This window comes from Peribacillus sp. GL_122 (assembly GCF_057835005.1).
This window is the reverse complement of the sequence record NZ_CM174415.1, coordinates 2,472,475-2,490,722: the sequence shown is the minus strand read 5'-3', so window position 1 is coordinate 2,490,722 and position 18,248 is coordinate 2,472,475. Positions and strand designations below refer to the sequence as shown.

At 40.8% G+C, this 18,248-nt stretch carries 14 protein-coding genes; 1 reads left to right on the top strand and 13 read right to left on the bottom strand.

Features of this window, described 5'->3' with window-relative positions:
• Positions 1 to 6: 6 nt before the first annotated feature.
• The 6 genes from AC3ISB_RS12015 to AC3ISB_RS11990 all read right to left on the bottom strand — a co-directional run bounded on the left by AC3ISB_RS12015 (position 7) and on the right by AC3ISB_RS11990 (position 7,007).
• Complete coding sequence (locus tag AC3ISB_RS12015) at positions 7 to 1,020, bottom strand: sugar kinase (protein ID WP_489276508.1); 1,014 nt, start codon at positions 1,018 to 1,020, stop codon at positions 7 to 9.
• Positions 1,013 to 1,768 carry a 2-dehydro-3-deoxy-phosphogluconate aldolase gene (dagF, locus tag AC3ISB_RS12010; RefSeq protein WP_489276506.1) on the bottom strand — a complete coding sequence of 252 codons (756 nt, stop codon included), beginning with the start codon at positions 1,766 to 1,768 and terminating at the stop codon, positions 1,013 to 1,015. Before dagF ends, AC3ISB_RS12015 begins: the two co-directional genes overlap by 8 nt.
• Entirely contained in the window at positions 1,765 to 2,874 is a 1,110-nt protein-coding gene (locus AC3ISB_RS12005; RefSeq protein ID WP_098371919.1) for a DgaE family pyridoxal phosphate-dependent ammonia lyase, read from the bottom strand. Before AC3ISB_RS12005 ends, dagF begins: the two co-directional genes overlap by 4 nt.
• Entirely contained in the window at positions 2,852 to 3,955 is a 1,104-nt protein-coding gene (locus tag AC3ISB_RS12000) for an amidohydrolase/deacetylase family metallohydrolase (RefSeq protein ID WP_489276505.1), read from the bottom strand. Before AC3ISB_RS12000 ends, AC3ISB_RS12005 begins: the two co-directional genes overlap by 23 nt.
• Positions 3,956 to 4,657: 702 nt before the next feature.
• The gene (locus AC3ISB_RS11995; protein ID WP_489276503.1) at positions 4,658 to 6,247 is read right to left on the bottom strand and encodes a long-chain-fatty-acid--CoA ligase; all 1,590 of its coding nucleotides are present in this window, start codon (positions 6,245 to 6,247) and stop codon (positions 4,658 to 4,660) included.
• Positions 6,248 to 6,560: 313 nt separating this feature from the next.
• Positions 6,561 to 7,007 carry a MarR family winged helix-turn-helix transcriptional regulator gene (locus AC3ISB_RS11990; protein ID WP_098371917.1) on the bottom strand — a complete coding sequence of 149 codons (447 nt, stop codon included), beginning with the start codon at positions 7,005 to 7,007 and terminating at the stop codon, positions 6,561 to 6,563.
• A 121-nt stretch (positions 7,008 to 7,128) separates the two neighbouring features.
• Here AC3ISB_RS11990 and AC3ISB_RS11985 point away from each other — a divergent pair, with 121 nt between their 5' ends.
• The gene (locus AC3ISB_RS11985) at positions 7,129 to 8,316 is read left to right on the top strand and encodes an MFS transporter (protein WP_098371916.1); all 1,188 of its coding nucleotides are present in this window, start codon (positions 7,129 to 7,131) and stop codon (positions 8,314 to 8,316) included.
• 590 nt (positions 8,317 to 8,906) lie between these two features.
• Here AC3ISB_RS11985 and AC3ISB_RS11980 read toward each other — a convergent pair.
• The 7 genes from AC3ISB_RS11980 to AC3ISB_RS11950 all read right to left on the bottom strand — a co-directional run bounded on the left by AC3ISB_RS11980 (position 8,907) and on the right by AC3ISB_RS11950 (position 18,229).
• Positions 8,907 to 9,950 (bottom strand): oxidoreductase, encoded by a 1,044-nt coding sequence (locus AC3ISB_RS11980; protein ID WP_098372014.1) that lies wholly within the window; start codon positions 9,948 to 9,950, stop codon positions 8,907 to 8,909.
• Positions 9,951 to 10,009: 59 nt separating this feature from the next.
• A complete protein-coding gene (locus AC3ISB_RS11975) occupies positions 10,010 to 10,438 on the bottom strand; it encodes a DUF1801 domain-containing protein (protein WP_098371915.1) in 429 nt (142 codons plus the stop codon).
• Positions 10,439 to 10,792: 354 nt separating this feature from the next.
• Positions 10,793 to 12,268: an N-acetylglucosamine-specific PTS transporter subunit IIBC gene (gene nagE, locus AC3ISB_RS11970; protein WP_489276501.1), complete on the bottom strand. Its 1,476-nt coding sequence runs from the start codon at positions 12,266 to 12,268 to the stop codon at positions 10,793 to 10,795.
• A gap of 190 nt (positions 12,269 to 12,458) precedes the next feature.
• Positions 12,459 to 13,697, bottom strand: a complete 1,239-nt coding sequence (locus AC3ISB_RS11965; RefSeq protein ID WP_397269613.1) for an exo-beta-N-acetylmuramidase NamZ family protein — start codon at positions 13,695 to 13,697, stop codon at positions 12,459 to 12,461.
• 13 nt (positions 13,698 to 13,710) lie between these two features.
• Positions 13,711 to 15,651 carry a glycoside hydrolase family 3 protein gene (locus tag AC3ISB_RS11960; protein ID WP_347942267.1) on the bottom strand — a complete coding sequence of 647 codons (1,941 nt, stop codon included), beginning with the start codon at positions 15,649 to 15,651 and terminating at the stop codon, positions 13,711 to 13,713.
• 200 nt (positions 15,652 to 15,851) lie between these two features.
• Positions 15,852 to 16,862 carry a MupG family TIM beta-alpha barrel fold protein gene (locus AC3ISB_RS11955; RefSeq protein ID WP_480338960.1) on the bottom strand — a complete coding sequence of 337 codons (1,011 nt, stop codon included), beginning with the start codon at positions 16,860 to 16,862 and terminating at the stop codon, positions 15,852 to 15,854.
• Positions 16,859 to 18,229: a PTS transporter subunit EIIC gene (locus tag AC3ISB_RS11950; RefSeq protein WP_098371911.1), complete on the bottom strand. Its 1,371-nt coding sequence runs from the start codon at positions 18,227 to 18,229 to the stop codon at positions 16,859 to 16,861. Before AC3ISB_RS11950 ends, AC3ISB_RS11955 begins: the two co-directional genes overlap by 4 nt.
• Positions 18,230 to 18,248 lie beyond the last annotated feature (19 nt).

The following is an 18,248-nucleotide window of genomic DNA, read 5'->3' as shown; positions in this document are numbered from 1 at the left end:
TGCCTTTTATCTCTTAATATCTTCCATTTTACCTTCCATTGCCGAGAGTATCTCCTTTTCGGTTGCCAAAGGAGTATCTCCAACGACAGTACATGCCAGCATTCCTGAAACAGCCGCAAACCAAACTGTCTTTTCAGGGGAATATCCCAGTAATTCTCCATGTAAGATTCCGCTGGTGTAAGCATCGCCTGAACCTATTCTATCATATACGGAAAATGATAGGATATCGGAAAAGTAAAATGTTTCTTCCTTGTATATATACCCCCTCAACGTATGGCTATTATCACTGTTGATTGAACGATGTGTCCCTGCTATCGACTGAATATTGAATTTCTTTGCCACCTCAGGGATCAACTCGATTAGCTGTTCTTCCCTTGTGGAACCTTCAGACTTCATTCCTAAAATATATAGGGCGTCTTTCTCATTCATCATGACGATATCAGCCAAAGAAAGCATTTCTTCATAATGAGGCTTTGCGTCAGCATAACCTCCCTCCCATAAAGAGGGGCGGTAGTTGCAATCGAAACAGACTGTACCGCCTTTTTCTTTGACTTTTCTAGCCAGCACCTTCATACTTTCCCGTACATTTTCCGCCATTGCAAGCGTGATTCCGCAAAAATGGATGATATCCGTACTTTCCGAAATCATATCCATGTCATAATCGGATAAGGAGGCTGTATTAAAACTGCTTTCCAATCGATTGGAATATGTGACACGGCTCGCCCGCTGTCCAAAACCATTTTCCAAAAAATACATCCCCAAGTATTTGCCACCTCTAGAGATGAAGTTCCTTCCAATTCCTAATCGCTGCAAAGATGAAATCGCGGAATCCCCAAGGGGGTTATCCGGTAACTTTGTCACAAGATTCCCCTCATGTCCTAGCTTTGTCATCGCAGAAGCAACGTTTACCCCCGTGCCTGAAAAGGAGTATTGCAGAGTATTGGCCTGTGATAGCAATTCATGCCCTGGTACCTGCAAACGCATCATTACTTCCCCGAATGCCACAATCCTTTTAGGCATATTTTTCAACCAATTTTTTAGTTATGGCTAATAATTTCCGTACATCCTCCCCATTCGTTTTTCCAGTCTCTTCATCGATGATGGAAGAATATACATGGGGAATGACTTTAGGCACTTTTGCTTCTAATGCGATTTCTAGTATAGTCTCGAAATTATTTAAATCGATTCCACCTGTTGGTTCCAAAGCAAATCCCTCTTCACCACAAGCTTTTGCCACAGCACGATATTTATCTTCATGCTTCAGGCCTTTCATCGGGAAATATTTCAGAGCATTTCCTCCCATATCGCGAACCAGGGCAATGGCAGCTTTGATAGGCACAATGGCAGTTTCACTTGCACCTGCACTTACTGGACCAGTGGATATATTCACGTAACCTACTTTCCCAGTTGGAGAAATAAGTGAATTTATCCAGCTGTCCTTCTCACCTAAATTGGCCCTCGTAGCACCAACAGCAGGAAAAACCTGGTTAATATGACTGCCTGGATAGTATTTTGCTATTTCTGCGACAACCGCTGCCTGTCTATTATCGCCCGCGCCCAATCCTATAGAAACGGCCTCATCAATGGCTTCCCCGTATTCTTTCATTGCTATAACACCAGCTTCCACAGTTGGATAATCCTTTGAGAGTACACCAACCAATACATGGCCTTCCGCTGCTTCAAAGACTTCCACTGCATTTTCTACACTATTTGCCAGTACATTTAAGGCTACACGATCATTCAATAACCGTTTGTTTATGTTTGTCATCCCTGTTTTCCTCCTAATATGGTTCTTAATTGTGCTTCAATGACATGTATATCATCACCTTGCAATGGACGCGGATCTATATCGAAAAAGCCTTGCCGTATCCCATAATCACGTGTGTAAATGGCGATATCCCCATTTCTGAGCTGCTCGTTCACTTCCTTCGCCGTTGTTTCCGTTATTAAAGGATCAATGGAAATACGTGCTCTATATATGGCACGGCCTGCTTCATCCTGAACTATCGTTACTTTTACGCCCTCAATGGATTCAAGTGATGTGAGAACTTGTAAACTAGCTTTTTCTTTTTCGCTATTATCCGTCTTGACGAAATACTCATCCAATGCCTGAAGCAGCCCAAAGGTAGTTTCCTTTCCAACCTTCATGCTCCTTCCGATACAGTGCAATTGAACCTTTACCCATTCGATATATTTTTTTCTGCCAGCAACGATACCGGATGTGGGTCCTTCAATGGCTTTTGATCCACTATAAATGGCCAAGTCGGAGAATTGTACATATTTTTCCAAATCCTCCTCCGCTGCTGCATCGACAATCAGAGGGATATTATTCGTTTTGGCCACTTCCCATGCTTCTTCGACCGATATCATATTTTTCTGAACAGCATGATGCGATTTCACGTATAAAATGGCAGAAGTATTTTCATTTATGGCATCCGCAATATGTTCTGCCTTCCCTTCGTTTGCATAACCAACTTCAACCAATTTTCCGCCACCAAGGTAAATCATGGTTTCAACCGGTGCACCATACTGAACGTTATGGCCTTTAAGCATGATGATTTCATTCTTTTGAATGAGATCTTGATGAAGCCTTTCGCTTTTCCTTCTATTTCCTTCAGTAACGATCGCCGCTACTGAAAGCGCAATTCCACTTGATGCTGAGTTTACGACGACAGCTGCTTCAGAATGAAGCAAATTCGCTATATGCTGGCCTGACTTATCGACTAAATCAGAAATTTCAACATAATTTTGCCCACCTTTTTTCATCGCGTCCATCACTGTGTCAGTTGGGGCAGAAACCCCCAATATACTCATTCTTCCGCTTGCATTTATGACTCTTTTCAAACCGTATTTAGCATTCAATGAATTCTCCATTTATAACCACTCCTTTTACGACAACTCTTTTTTCTGCCATCCTTTTTTCTCCTTCGGAATCCATTAAAAGGGTCGGCTCATTCTTGATCGAGAATAAGGTCAAGTTCGCAATATCCCCAGCTGAAATCCTGCCAAGCTCGGGTTTATGCAACCAAGCTGCTGCATTGACCGTAACGGCATCTATTACTTCCTTTAATGGATAACCCAGATACAAAAATTTTGTAAGAACATTTGCCATATTAAAAACTGGCCCATTCTCTCTGTTTTTCCGATATATATCCGTACTGATCGTATTGAAGCGTATTCCCCGCTTTTTCGACATTTCTGCAGTTTTAAAAGAAAAGCTTGCCGTTCCATGACCTACATCCAAATGAACACCACGTTCAATCGCCTTACTGAACTCAGGCAGCGGCTCTTCTCTTTCATCAAATAAATTATTCGCTTTACCATTTAAGAAATGTGTAATAATATCCTTTTCCTCAAGTAATTCAAGGACTTCTTTAATATCAGGCGGCCCTGAACCGATATGGACCATTAATGGTAAACCAGTTTCAGCCGAGAACTTCCTAGCGATTTTTAATGGTTCGACACCATTTGGACCAACCACGCTTTTACTTATTCTCGCTTTAAGTCCAACGACAAAATCCCCGTACTTGGAAATTGCCTTCCTTAATTCCCCTTCGTCCAGCCATGAAATATCCGATAACTCATCAATCCTTTTCAGGCCAATCCGCGAAATATTCAGAAAGGCGAAAACATTCGTTTTGGAATTTTCACAGCTGTTAACGAGATCAGATATCCTATCTGCCCCCGTGCTTCCCGCATCAATGACCGTTGTTACACCCGTTTTATATCCAATCTCATCGACCTCATCACCATAAGGATCGAATTCCGGGAAAGCATGTACATGTATATCAATCCATCCGCTGGAAACAAAAACTTTTTGATCATAATCTATTATCTTATCCCCTGTTGCAGTTCCTGGAAGTGCGATTTCTTTAATCATCCCATTTTCCAGTATGATATCTGCTGCATTTCCCTCTAATATCTTTACATTCTTCAAAACTAACGTATCTGTCATTTCCCTCATCCTTTTCGGTACATCCTATCGATTGCAAGTACTTTGTATACGGTTACACTGAATTGTGTAAGAATTCATTTCATTTCTCTTTACAAAAATAGATTATCATATTTTGTTGAACTAATCAATATAACGTTATAATGTTTGATTTAAATTTACAGAATTTTTAATGGATTATCACTTATTTTTCTATGTGCTTATTAGTTTCTTCCTTATAGCGTGATCTCATTAAGGTTTTTTTAAATTTACCGTCTATTCTTTACGAATTGTTACAAAATAACGATTGATGTAAGTCTCTACTCTAATTATCCAGAAATAATACTTTTAAAGAGAACTTTATTGAGATAAGTACAATCATCACTGTTTTGAAACTTATACTGCACTGGCATCACACCCGCTGGCAGCCCTAATAGTTTAATAGCAGCTTATTTTTCCGGTAAAATACGCTTATCATGTATCAGTCTATGCTAATGGTAAAAAAACAAGTTTATCTAAAATAACGAATATATATTGCACTAAGTCAAACCTTTCATTGGGACCCTCGTTAATTACTCTACCTGGTTCTCAGTAATACAGAGGATATGGTTCTTTCCATAATAATAAAGACCAAGGATGCTATTTTAAAAGCATTCTTGGTCTGTTATTTGCCGTACTTTATTCGATATTAACTTTTTTTGACAACTGTTCCTATAATGCAAGCCTTTAATTTACCTTTTTCGATCCTTTCCAATGGATTTCCCTTAAACGGTATTTTTGTAGCTTACCTGTTGCCGTTTTCGGTAAAGACTCTACGAATTCAACTGTTGTCGGTGCTTTAAAGTGAGCCATTTTAGAGCGGCAAAAGGTAATGATCTCATTTTCTGTCACTTCCGCATTGGGGTGCAGCACAATGATTGCCTTAGGCGTTTCTCCCCACTTATCGTCTGGGATGGCAATGACCGCCGCCTCCAGAACATCTGGATGTTTATACAATACCCCTTCCACCTCTGTAGAAGAAATATTTTCTCCCCCGGAAATGATTAAATCCTTAGCCCTGTCCTGTATTTCAATATATCCATCAGGATAGGTCACCGCCAGATCCCCTGTATGAAACCAGCCATCCCTAATTGCTTCGGCCGTCTTTTCCGGATCCTTATAATATCCTTCCATTACAACATTGCCGCGAGTAATGATTTCCCCCAGTTCCTTTCCATCCCAAGCGACTTCTTTCCCATCTTGATTGACTACCATCGTTTCCCCATTGAAAACCAATTCAATCCCTTGTCTTGCCTTTATTATTGCTTGTTCGTCCGCCGATTTAGCCTCAAACTCATCCTTCCACTCGTTATATAGGATGAAAGGTGAAGTTTCTGTTAATCCATATACGTGAATCATATTCAAACCAAGGATTCCTTGTGCCTTTTGTATAAGCGCTGCTGCTGGAGGTGCACCTGCTGTTGCCATCCTTGGGCGCACTTTGATATTTGTTTCTTTTGCTTTAGGATCATTCACTAGCATATTGACGACAGTAGGTGCCCCACATAATAATGTAATATTATGATGGGCGAATAATTTTAGGATAAGAGGGGGATCGACTTTCCTTAAACATACATGAGTCCCGCCAGTAGCCGTTACCGACCATACACCTCCCCAGCCATTAGCATGAAACATCGGCAGGGTATGTAAGTATACATCGTCATGATTCACTCCAAGGTGATAAATGAAATTAGCTGCGTTCATGTAATTCCCGCGATGGGTTAACATTACCCCTTTTGGTTTTGAAGTCGTTCCACTCGTATAATTTATAGTCAAAAGTTGATTTTCATCGATTATAACCTCTGGCAGTGCTTCATCAATTGCATGTAAAATGAAATTTTCATAGTCTATTCCAGGTAAAGTGGTTTCATGTCCTTCAACAGGCACGATAATGATTTTTTCCAATGAAAGTCTAGTAATGATCTTTTCGATCGGAGCGGTGAATTCTTCATCGACAATCAACATTTTTGAATCGCTATGCTTGATGATATATTCCAAATCCTCTGCAGCAAGTCTATAATTCAAAGGAACCATTACCGCTCCCATTTGACAAATGCCATAAAAACATTCCAACATATAATGCGTATTTGGCAACATTACTGCAATATGGTCGCCTTTTTCAATTCCCGAAGAATACAGTGCTTTGGAAAGTTGATCTATCCGCTGCCCGAATTCCTTGTATGTAAACTCTTTCTCTTCATCGATGACTGCCACTTTATGAGGATAATATTTTACGGCCCTGCGCTTCCAATCCATTGGGGTTAATGGGGAAAACATTTTACCATCTCCTTCTTTTGTGATTCTCTGCTTACAGCACACTTCCTCTGCCTGGTTCGCCATGATGAGTCATTGAGAAAAAAACTTCTTAACCTTTTTGATACATATTCATTTTCCAAAAGTCATATCTTCTTTAATGGATTTCTTACATCATTTAAAGAATCATTGAATAAATCTAACCGTTATACTCAGGGGAATGACTAATTCGGATATTTTTTAATTATTCTGATAATTAACCTCCTAAAAACAGTGGAATTCACTGCTTTAGTCTTTCTTCTTTCTATTATAATGGAAACTATACACGTCAGGAAGACTATATTTTATTCTCTATGCAAGACGATGCATGTTCGGTCAGTTTCCCAACGATTTGTTTGAGCCGTTGCGTTTCCTCTTCATTTAGGACGCTATAAAAGTCACGAAAGATTTTGGCAAAACACTTATTTATGGAATGATAGGTTTTACTTCCACTTTCGGTGGATTGGATAAAAACGAACCGCCGATCATCCTCACTGTGTACCCTCTCAATCAACTTCTTCCGTTCAAGCCGGTCAATTAGTGCAGTTCCTGCTGCAGGTTTGATTTTTAAATGATTCGAAACATCTTTTACCGCTATGGATTCAGTCAAGACAATTAATTGCAATGCGCGATACTGTACAGAAGTTAAATCATATTTAACCAATAAAGGTTCCACCAATTCCTGTGAGAGGCTGCTTAGTTCCTTGATTTCTAGATGTAAATTATACAATTCACTTGAATGCATGTTTGACAATCCTTTCTTATTGACACTATCTATCTAAAACTATAACATAATTAACGTATCAAAAAATTAACCATGCGAATTAAATTGGTTATTGATTTTTAAAGAGAGAGAGAGGCTGTCCATGTCAGCAGAACAACGCAAAAAGATCATTATCCTCATGATCAATATGTTTATAGCAATAGGAAGTTTCGGTATCATCATTCCCATTTTACCAGCATACCTGGCCTCCATTAATCAAGGAGGAACCGCCGCTGGCCTAATGATTGCCATTTTCGCAGGTGCACAACTTATCTTCTCACCAATTGCCGGAAAATGGACTGACCAATTCGGGCGCAGAAAAATGATTATTTATGGATTGGTCGGTTTGACATTATCCATGTTTATTTTTTATGCAGTCAATTCCATTTGGTTATTATATGCTTCTCGCATCATTGGCGGGATCGGGGCAGCTTTGCTTATACCCGCAATTTTTGCTTATGTAGCCGATATCACCACATTTGATCAACGCGCTAAAGGCAATAGTTTAGTATCTGCCGCCATGTCACTGGGAATTGTAGTCGGTCCAGGAATTGGAGGTTTTTTAGCTGACTTTGGCTTGAAGTTTCCCTTTTTGATTTCTGCACTGGTATCCCTATCAGCTGTGGTATTTTCGATTTTTGTTTTAAAAGAAAGCGAAACGGCACAGGTTACTCAAGCCATGGATGCAAAAACCGAAACGATGGTTCGGAAGATTGCCTTATCCGTGAAAATGCCCTATTTCATCCCACTCATCATTACTCTTGTAATGAGCTTTGGCTTAATGGCATATGAATCTGTCATTGGTCTTTATCTTGATAATCAATTCAATTCAAGCCCTAAGGACATCGCCTTCATGGTTACAGCCACCGGTATCGTCAGTGTAATTGTACAACTGTTTGTCGTCGACCGGATTGTACAGCGTTTCGGGGAAGTGAATGTGCTGAATATCTTTATCAGTGTTGCAGCCATCGGTTTCCTCCTATCACTTTTTGCTTCAAGTTACCTAATTTTCTTTTTAATTTCACTGGTCATCTTCCTTTCCACCTCCATCTTACGTCCAGTTCTTAACACACTGATTTCCAAGATGGCAGGAAATGAGCAGGGCTTTGCAATGGGTATGAATAATGCATATATGAGCATCGGAAATGTGCTTGGACCTACACTTGCCGGAATGATGTATGATGTACACATTACCTATCCGTTCATGTTGGGCCTTATCCTCTTATTCATTACTTTGATGATTACCATGGCTTGGCAAAGGCGATCTCTTCATGCAAAGGCATTATCCTAAAGCTTAAAGAGGTATTTCAAGTTTTCACCTTAATGAAACCCCCGAGTAGCAGTCGCTATTATCGGGGGTTTTCATTAAGATTTTCATATCAATTTAAATCCTCCAAAACAGTATAGTATATCCACACGTACAAATACTTCAATCTCTCGAATGTTAGCTCCAAATTCCAGGCGGAAACCGCTCAAAAATCTTGTGTGACATTTGAATTCACGAGTAAATGCGGTAAATTCACGAGTAAATGTATGAATTTCACGAGTATTTGCTCCAAATTCACGAGTAAATGGCACTATTTCACGAGTAAACGCCCAATCTCTCGAATATTTACTTCAATTTTATGCGTAAACCGCTCAAAAATCTTGCGTAACATTTGAATTCACGAGTAAACACTCAATTTCTCAAGTATTCGCTCCAAATTCCAGGCGGAAACAGCTCTAATTCTTGTGTAATATTCGAATTCACGAGTTTTGATTTACCTAATAAACCGGGAAATCATGTATTTGACCAAAATAAAAAGCGACCTTATTTCTGAAAATAAGGCCGCTTAACATTCAGTTTTCTCAATTCATATTGTTATAAGGAGATATTGAATTTCATTTAATATAAATGGCTTTCTTTCCTTTACTGCTTTCAAAAGCCGCATCAATGATTTTAATGACCGATAACCCCTCTTGGGCAGTGACTGGAGCTTTTTTCCCGCTCAATATACTATCGGCAACTGCCTGGTAATACGTTAAATAAGAACCATGCAGTGTTTCAATGGTTTCATGTATCTCATTTTCTCCTTCAACCGTAACCAGCTTACCATAGAATTCGGGATCATCTGCACCCCAAGAGTCATCCAGCGGTTTTTTCCCCTCACTTAGGGCCGCCTCTTGGCAATCAAGACCGTACTTGATAAATGATCCTTTACTTCCATGCACCTGATACCGCGGTCCATTATTCGGAACGATTGAGCCTGAATGTAAGATAACTCTCAGCTTTTCATATCCTAATATCACATGAAAATAATCATCCGTTTCTGCATTTTCTTTTTGGGAAAATACATCTGCCCAAACGAATTGCGGCAATCCAAACAAATGCAGTGCTTGATCGATGAGATGTGATCCTAAATCATAAAGCATGCCTGATCCCGGGCCTGGTTTTTCCCTCCATCTATCCCTGACCACAGGCCTGTATCGATCATAATGGACTTGGTATGTATTGATTTCCCCAAGCACTCCATCATTCATAAGTTTTTTCACGGTCAAAAAGTCATTATCCCATCTCCGATTATGATAGACACTTAATAGCAGATCCTTTTCTTCGGCAATCTTAATTAGTTCCTCTGCCTCCCAAGCTTCCACTACCATCGGCTTTTCGAGGATGACATGCTTCCCGGCTAACAAGCTTTGCTTGGCCATTTCATAATGCAAACCACTCGGTGTCGTAATAACAGCCAAATCAATGGACGCGTCTTCAAGAATTTCCTCTAAGCTGCTTACCACTTCCACATCTTTCAAATCTTTTTGGACTTTTTCCTTATTGGAGCTGACAACTTTCGCTATTTGAAACTGCCCTAAAACACTTAGTAATGGCGCGTGAAATGTAGCTCCTGACAATCCGTACCCAACTATGCCCACTTTAATTTTTCTCATTTTCGTTCCCACTCGCTTTCTTGTTCCTCTTAAACAATTATAAACTGATATACGTTCTATTATTTTTCATTGTCCGGGTACTTATCTCTCAAAAACTTGACAGACTGATTAATCAATTCTTTCAATACATTAATATCGATATCTGCCACTTTATTGATGTACACACACCCTTTTCCGGAAGTGTGTTTTCCGAATGCCTGTAATAATTCTTCCCTTTTTTTATCCCCTGGAGAGAAATATAAACTGATTTTTGCTTTTCGAGGGGAAAAGCCTACCAGGGGGGCATCGCCTTCGTGACCTGATTCATATTTATAATGATAGATACCGAACCCAATGATGCTCGGTCCCCACATCTTTGCCTCATAACCTGTCGTTTTGGTAAAAACATCCAGCAATTCATATGCATCTTCACGTTTTTTTGGATTGTCGACGTTCTCAATGAACTCAATGACACTACTGTCAGTTTCTTTGGTTTTTTGTTTATACAACCGGAACCCCCCATACTAAAAGTTTCAGAAATGCAAAAAATATCCCTTGCTCAAAACTTAGTACACTATATGATCGTGTCTCTAGATTGACGTGTATGTATACAGCCTTCATTACCGCTGATTTCCTAATTATTCAAATGATTGGCGGACGAGCTTCATTACTAATTCTCCAAGCTTCATGGCAAATCCTTCATTCAATACCCTTATATATTATAGAACATTGATTCGTTTTATTCTATTTTAAGAGCAGAGTTAATAAAGATAAATCTTTTGCGCGTTTATAATCAGTACTTTATCATAAAAATCTCTACGATCAGAAAATATAATCCTGATCGTAGATTTTTAGTGTATCAGCTATTGCCGCCGGATCTTTTCAATTTCATCAGCTATGAATTGTACTTGTGTCCCTACGATGACTTGAATGCTTTGGGGACCCACGATATTGATTCCAGCAACCCCTGTTGATTTGATTTTATTCTGATCGACAGCTCCCATATTCTCCACCTCTACCCTTAATCTGGTAACGCAGTTATCTACAGATGTTACGTTAGCGTCTCCGCCTAAACCCTCATAAATAGCGGAAGCCATTCCAAAGAATTTACTCTCATCATTCCCGCCATGACTGCTGTCTGCTTCCGCAATCACTCCTCCGCCACCAAGCTCATCTTCTGTATCATCTTCTCTGCCAGGAGTCATTAAATTGAACCTTTTTATCAAGAAACGGAATAAGAAATAGTAAATGACAGCAAAAGCCAGTCCTTGAAGAAGTAGCATATAAGGTTGATTTGCCAATGGCAATCTTGAACTTAAAACAAAGTCAATGAATCCTGCACTAAAACCGAACCCTGCTGTCCATTGGAAAGTGGCAGCAATAGCCAACGATATTCCTGTTAATAAAGCATGCACAACAAACAGGGCTGGTGCAACAAACATGAAAGCAAATTCCAACGGTTCAGTAACGCCTGTGAAAAATGAAGCGAAACCGGCTGCGAGCATTAATGAGGCGACTTGTTTTTTCTTCCGTGATTTTGCCGAATGGTACATGGCAAGAGCAGCAGCCGGTAAACCGAACATCATGACGGGAAAGAATCCGGCTTGATACATGCCCGTGGTTCCTTTTATTCCTGTTCCAGCCCAGAAGTTACCGATATCGTTAAGTCCTATTACATCGAACCAGAATACGGAGTTTAACGCATGATGTAAACCTGTTGGTATCAAAAGCCGATTGAAAAATCCATAGAGTCCTGCTCCAACTGCACCTAATTCACTTATTCCTTCCCCAAATATAACTAACCAGGAGTAGATGAGTGGCCATACGAAGAATAATATAAGAGAAACGAGTAGCATGGCAACCGCAGTAAGGATCGGGACAAGGCGTTTACCGCTAAAGAAAGCGAGTGCATCCGGCAGCTCGACCTTACTGAACCGATTATACATAGCTGCTGCTATAAGGCCCGATAGGATTCCGACAAATGCATTTTCTATTTTCACAAATGCTGGATTTACATCTTTTGCATCAATTCCTTGCAGCATCGCTACCGAGTCCGTGGAAAGCAATGTCGTTACGACTAGATAGGCTACCAGCCCGCTCAAAGCGGCGGCTCCATCTTTTCCTTTCGACATGCCCAATGCCACTCCAACAGCAAACAAGATAGCCATATTATCAATGATCGAAGAACCTGCTTTAATTAAGAAAGCTGCTAACGGACTTCCCGCTCCCCATCCTGCAGGATCTATCCAATAACCGATCCCCATTAATATGGCGGCTGCCGGCAATACGGCTACTGGCAGCATCAAGGAACGTCCAATTTTTTGAAGATATTTTTTCATCCCTCTTTCCTCCTGACAATTACTGATTTAGGGCAAACCCCATATTCTATTAGACAACGGTTCCTTCCATTTTAGAACTGCATTTCATTTATTAATTTGGCTTTATTCAGGAATAAAGTCTTAGCGATTTTCTCCTCCTTCGAAAGTTCATCAAAAAAAGAAAAGTCCAACCGGACTTTTCTTTTTTCACTTATTTATAGAGCAAGTAATTTTTGCGAACCTTTTTAAAAGCATCCTGCTTTGCTTGATATTCTTTCATGATTTCATTTACTGATGAACCTTCTTCAATTCTTGACATTACCCATCCATTGCCAATCAATAAATTGAAATTTTTGGCTGCAAGGAACTCGAAATCTGCAGGATATAGATCCTGAATGGTCTTGATGATGTGAAGTCCGGTAGGGACAGCCTTGAATTCCTCTCTATCCGTTATATAAATTTCCACTCCATGGCTAAGTTTACCTGCATGTTTTGAAAATGTAGGTGTAAAGGAGGCTGCCCTGAATTTTACGCCAGGTAACCTTAATGCATTTAATTTCCCAGCAAGCTCATCGCTGTTTATATAAGGAGCACCAATCAACTCGAATGGTTTAGTCGTTCCTCTGCCTTCAGAGACATTCGTTCCCTCGATCAAGCCTGTAGCCGGATATACGAACGTAGTGGAAACTGTCGGCATATTCGGTGACGGTAAGACAAAAGGGAGACCAGTTTCGTCATAATCCATATCTCGCTTCCAGCCTTTCATCTTGATGACCTTTAGATCTGCACCAATTTTAAATTCCTTATTGAACAAAGTCGCGAGTTCCCCAACAGTCATCCCATGCTTAAGAGGTATTGGGTACAAACCAACAAACGATGAGAATTCAGGTTCAAGTACTGGCCCATCTACCGACACCCCGCCTTGTGGGTTGGGGCGGTCCAGCACGATAAATGGGATATCATTTTCTTTGGCTGCTTCCATTGCATAAGCCATCGTGTAGATATAAGTGTAATAGCGTGTTCCGACATCCTGGATATCAAAAACAAGGACCTCAACATCCTTTAACATTTCAGGCGTCGGTTTTTTCGTTTTGCCATATAAGCTATAAACGGGCAACCCTGTTTTTTCATCAATATAATATTCAACGCTTGCACCAGCTTGCGCATCTCCACGCACTCCATGTTCAGGACCAAATAACGCTGTCAAATTAATATCCGGATCATCATTAAGTAGATCGACGATGCTGGTTAATTTAGAATCGATGCCAGTTGGATTCGTAATCAAGCCGACTTTCTTTCCGCTTAACACGTCCTTTTCTTCTTTTAAAAGAACTTCAATACCGGGACTGACCTTTTGTTTTTTCTTCTCTTTAACAGCGGTTACACTTTTTGAGGAAACGATGCCGAAAGTCAACAGACAAATGGTAAATATGGTTATCATTCTTTTCAAATTGCATCCCTCCCTATTTTTTAAAGGGTCTTCCAGATTTAATATCTAATCCATATCCAAATTTATAAAGGCTTTCATTGGGCTTGGTTACTGATGGTATATCGACCGGCAACGTGCCTTTAGGTTTTGATTCTCCAAAAATGGTCGAGATGCCTGCCGGGATATTTGGCTGTCTATAACGCCCATTCGAATACCCTTTGAAACCGTAAACAGCAAGAACCGCTTTCGCTTCTTCAAAGTTTGCAACATCATAAGGGTTTCTTAAACTCATTAAAACAAATTCTTTATCTTTCTTCTTAGCATGATTCATGACCGCCCTAGGGAAGGCTGTTGCCCACTTCGACGAATCTTGAATGCTATCATCTATCACTCCATCATTGACAGCCGGATCGTTTTTGACAATATAGGAACCAGTTATGACAAAGTCCGATTCATCAATGAGTCTGGCCACTTGATCTGAAAATGACTTTCCTGAAAAACTCATACCCGTTATTTGGACTTTCTTGATTTTCTTTTTATCAGCTAATTCGCCGATGCTCCTGGACATGGATTCAACTTGGTCATCAAAAGGAGCAAGAATTAAAACTTTATCATTTTTCTTAGGTTTGAAAGGCAATGTTTTGTCTTCATTTTTCAAAAGAGTGATGGCATCTTCCGCGATTTTCCTTTCTTTTTTCAAATGATCTTCATTCCCGACCACTTTAAGCGCGGTTTCGATTTTTTTATCGATCGGAGTATCGTCAGGGTTTAATATCCCTCTCTTCACTTTCAGTTCAAGTATCCTTGTTACAGATTGATTGACTTGACCTAGAGGAATTTCCCCACTTTCCACTGCTGCCTTCACTGCATTGAATACAGTGGTTATATTCTTTTCCATTTGAAGCGAATTAACCTGTGCAGGCATCAGTGCAATATCAACGCCAGATTTCAGGGCGAGGACCACAGCTTCTTCCTGCCCGAAGTTGTCCGCGATGGCATTCATATTCAAAGCATCTGTAACCACAACACCGTCAAAACCCATTTCTTCACGTAATAGACCCGTGATGACCTTTTGTGACAACGTTGCAGGAACCATAATTTCTTGACCGTCTTTTTTACTGATATACTTAGTGTCATCGAATGCAGGAAATTGAACATGTGCAGTCATCATCATATCAACTCCAGCATCGATGGCCCTTTGGAAAGGAACCAACTCGATGGAACGCAAACGTTCTTTATCATGAGAAACAAGAGGGAGACCATAATGACTATCGACTGCTGTATCTCCATGGCCGGGGAAATGCTTGGTCGTCGCTATCATGTTCTGATTTTGCAATCCTTTTATCGTCTGAATGCCAAGCTTTGATACAAGTTCCGGATCAGAACTGAAGGAACGAACGCCAATAACAGGATTTCCGGGATTATTATTGACATCGACAGACGGCCCGAAATTGACATTTATGCCAAGTGACGACAGTTCCTTGCCAATGATTTCTCCAGATTGATAAGCGTAACTCTCATTTCTGGCTGCACCAAGTGCCATATTACCAGGAAGGTTCGTTCCAGTTTGAAGGCGAGTTACGATTCCTCCTTCCTGATCGATCGTTATGAACAGCGGTATGTCCTGGCTTGCCATCTGCAAACCATCTGTTAGCCGAACCGTTTGTTCGGTTTCGACAACATTCTCAGCAAACAGAATCACACCGCCCAGATGATATTTTTTGATGATGCTTGCAACTTCTGAGTTCATTTCAATAAACCCGGTCGCCTTCGCTTCTCCTTGTTTTTGCCAATTACGAAAATCCGGCATTAGCATTTGACCGACTTTTTCATCGATTGTCATGTTTTCTACGATTTCCTGAATATCCGATACAGATTTTTCATTCTCTGATCCCTTTGCTGTCGCATTCCCTCCCAAAATGGATAAAACAAAGAATAATGCGATTCCAGCAGGGGCACATATCCTTTTTATCATTTAGGCTTCCTCCCTTGTTTACTTTTTAGTTCAGTTAGCAACAATTCCATATCCACTTTCATGAAGGGGAAAAATGATTGGAAATGAACTATATAGATTCTATAAAGAAATCAAGGCAGCATTGGAAACCCCGCAGCCGCCTTTTTAACAAGCCTTCATGAAATATATCCATTTACCCCCTGTATAATTGTTTCAATTGGTCACTCAATTACAAGGTTTATCGTTTGACCAGGCTTTAGAAGGGACAGCAAGGGAATATCTTCTTCTATAACTCGACCTATCACATTAACTCGGTGATTTGCCCCTAGGTCTCTCTTGCAAATTTGGACCTCTCCCCGATACCTTCCGTAAGCATCATTGTCCATCGTTATGGACCCAAGGCTGCGTGCAACTGTATTACTCGGCTCAACATTTGCTGTGACCCGGGTATTCTGCAGCCGGAAAACATCTTGAGAAACATCTGGCCTCAATTTATACTGACCGCTTTGCAAGATTCGGGATTCCATTCTAACAGTTAGAATATTTAGATTTTTATAGGCAGTTAGATTCTCAAGCAGATTACTCTCCGTTCCTTGATCTCCAACGTAAACTCCTTCCACATGCTGAATTAGCTCAATACCGGCAGCGTAAGGATTCATCAACCTGTGTTTTTCAAGTGTTGGAAGGCCCTCATGAAGAGGACCGCGTTTACTTCCTGCACCCGGGATGAAAGCAAAGATCGGTATGCCGTATTTCTTGAACATTCGATTTTGTTCATGAAAGAACTCTTCCTCAAGGCCCGATTCGGGCCTTGGATAAAAGTTGTGCCAAGCGATCAGACTTTCCGTTTCCACACCGCCCCCAAGCACGGCTAAAAGTTCTTCTTCATTCAATGTACTTGCATTTAGTGAGAGTGAAAACACCTTAGATAAAGATATGACCGTTTCTTTATCAAACCCATAATCAAGGCGAATACCTTTAATACCTAATGACCATAAATCCGTAAATTTGCTAATCCCTAACTGATCAAGCGTGTTTAATGAGACATCTGCATGGATTTCCATTCCATAGGCCTCTGAAAGCTTTAAAAGCGTGATCATCCTCTTCACAAGATCACCCTTTTCTTCAGGAATATGAAGCGAGGTAAATGCTTTCCTCACTCCCAGGTTAGCAGCATGGATGATTTGTGTTTCTGCATGCGGGTCTTGTAGATAAAAAGAAATTCCGATCACTTGAATTCAACCGCCATTTCATCTTTGAATCCAAACAAATACGTAAAAATAAATCCTGCTATATAGGAAATGAACAACCCAGCGAGGAACAGTCCGATTTGGTTTGGATGAACTAAAAAGGTAAGCGGCAGTCCGGACACACCGATGGACGACGTTGCGATTCCGAATTGAGCTTGGAAGGCTCCTCCTACTCCTGCACCTAAACATGCAGTTAAGAAAGGCCTGCCCAATGGCAGGGTCACTCCAAATATAAGGGGTTCACCGATACCTAGCATCCCGGAAGGAAGGCCCCCTCCGATAGCTCGCTTCAAACTTGCTTTCTTCGTTTTCATATAGATGGCAAATGCCGCTCCAACTTGGCCCGCGCCACCCATCGCCAAAATGGGAAGCAGTGGATCATCACCAATCGAATTGATCAATTCTAGATGGACAGGCGTTAAACCTTGATGTAAACCAGTAATGACGAGAGGGAGGAAAGCCGCACCAAGCACGAATCCAGCTACGACACCACCGAAATCCAAAACATTCAATAACCCAGTCGTAATGGCATCCGATAAAAACCCTCCTACCGGCATAAATACAATGTAAGTGACAATCCCAGTAATGAGTAAAGCGATGGTTGGCGTCAAAATGATATCCAGTGATTGGGGAATGAATTTCCTGACCTGTTTTTCCACCAAGGCTATGAAAATAGCTGCAAAGAGGACTCCTATCAACCCACCGCGGCCAGGGAGCAAATTTTCACCGAACAATGAAATGTCGCCGACGGCCGGGTTTATGACTAAGATACCTGCAAGTGCACCAAGTGCAGGTGATCCACCGTATTCTTTTGCTGCATTGGTCCCAACCAAAATCCCCAAATAGGCAAACAGCCCCGACCCAATAACAGTTAAAATGATGGCTAATTGCGATTCTGCTGCAAGCCATCCGGCTTGAACGATTGCTTTTGTAATACCGGTAATCAAACCTGATGCCACTAAGGCGGGAATTAAAGGGATGAAAATACTTGCAATCCTGCGTAAAAAAAGTTTAAACGGTTTTGCGTTTTTCCTATCAATCTCTGATTTATTCTTCGAGGCTACTTCTTTTAAGTTCAAATCGCCAGAAGATTCCTCCAGAAGCTTTTCAAATTCTGTATGAACCTTGTTCACCACGCCTGGCCCGAGGACGATTTGAATCGTTTCCTCTTCAATGACGCCAAAAACGCCTTCCGTATTTTTTATATCTTCCATTTTTACTTTCGAACGATCTATTGGCAGTACCCTGAGTCTGGTCATACAATGTGCAGCATCGGCAACATTAGATGCCCCACCCAATTTCCCCAATAACTCTTCTGCTAAAATGGCGTACTTATCCCCCTTACCCATTCAAAAGCCCCCTTTGTCA

Excerpts from the sequence above, each read along its gene's own strand:
- AC3ISB_RS11995 (WP_489276503.1), bottom strand. The coding sequence starts at position 6,247 with ATGTTTTCCCCATTAACCCCAATGGATTGGAAGCGCAGGGCCGTAAAA.
- dagF (WP_489276506.1), bottom strand. The coding sequence starts at position 1,768 with ATGACAAACATAAACAAACGGTTATTGAATGATCGTGTAGCCTTAAAT.
- AC3ISB_RS12005 (WP_098371919.1), bottom strand. The coding sequence starts at position 2,874 with ATGGAGAATTCATTGAATGCTAAATACGGTTTGAAAAGAGTCATAAAT.
- nagE (WP_489276501.1), bottom strand. The coding sequence starts at position 12,268 with ATGAAAAAATATCTTCAAAAAATTGGACGTTCCTTGATGCTGCCAGTA.
- AC3ISB_RS11950 (WP_098371911.1), bottom strand. The coding sequence starts at position 18,229 with ATGGGTAAGGGGGATAAGTACGCCATTTTAGCAGAAGAGTTATTGGGG.
- AC3ISB_RS12000 (WP_489276505.1), bottom strand. The coding sequence starts at position 3,955 with ATGACAGATACGTTAGTTTTGAAGAATGTAAAGATATTAGAGGGAAAT.
- AC3ISB_RS11960 (WP_347942267.1), bottom strand. The coding sequence starts at position 15,651 with ATGATAAAAAGGATATGTGCCCCTGCTGGAATCGCATTATTCTTTGTT.
- AC3ISB_RS11985 (WP_098371916.1), top strand. The coding sequence starts at position 7,129 with ATGTCAGCAGAACAACGCAAAAAGATCATTATCCTCATGATCAATATG.
- AC3ISB_RS11990 (WP_098371917.1), bottom strand. The coding sequence starts at position 7,007 with ATGCATTCAAGTGAATTGTATAATTTACATCTAGAAATCAAGGAACTA.
- AC3ISB_RS12015 (WP_489276508.1), bottom strand. The coding sequence starts at position 1,020 with ATGCCTAAAAGGATTGTGGCATTCGGGGAAGTAATGATGCGTTTGCAG.
- AC3ISB_RS11980 (WP_098372014.1), bottom strand. The coding sequence starts at position 9,950 with ATGAGAAAAATTAAAGTGGGCATAGTTGGGTACGGATTGTCAGGAGCT.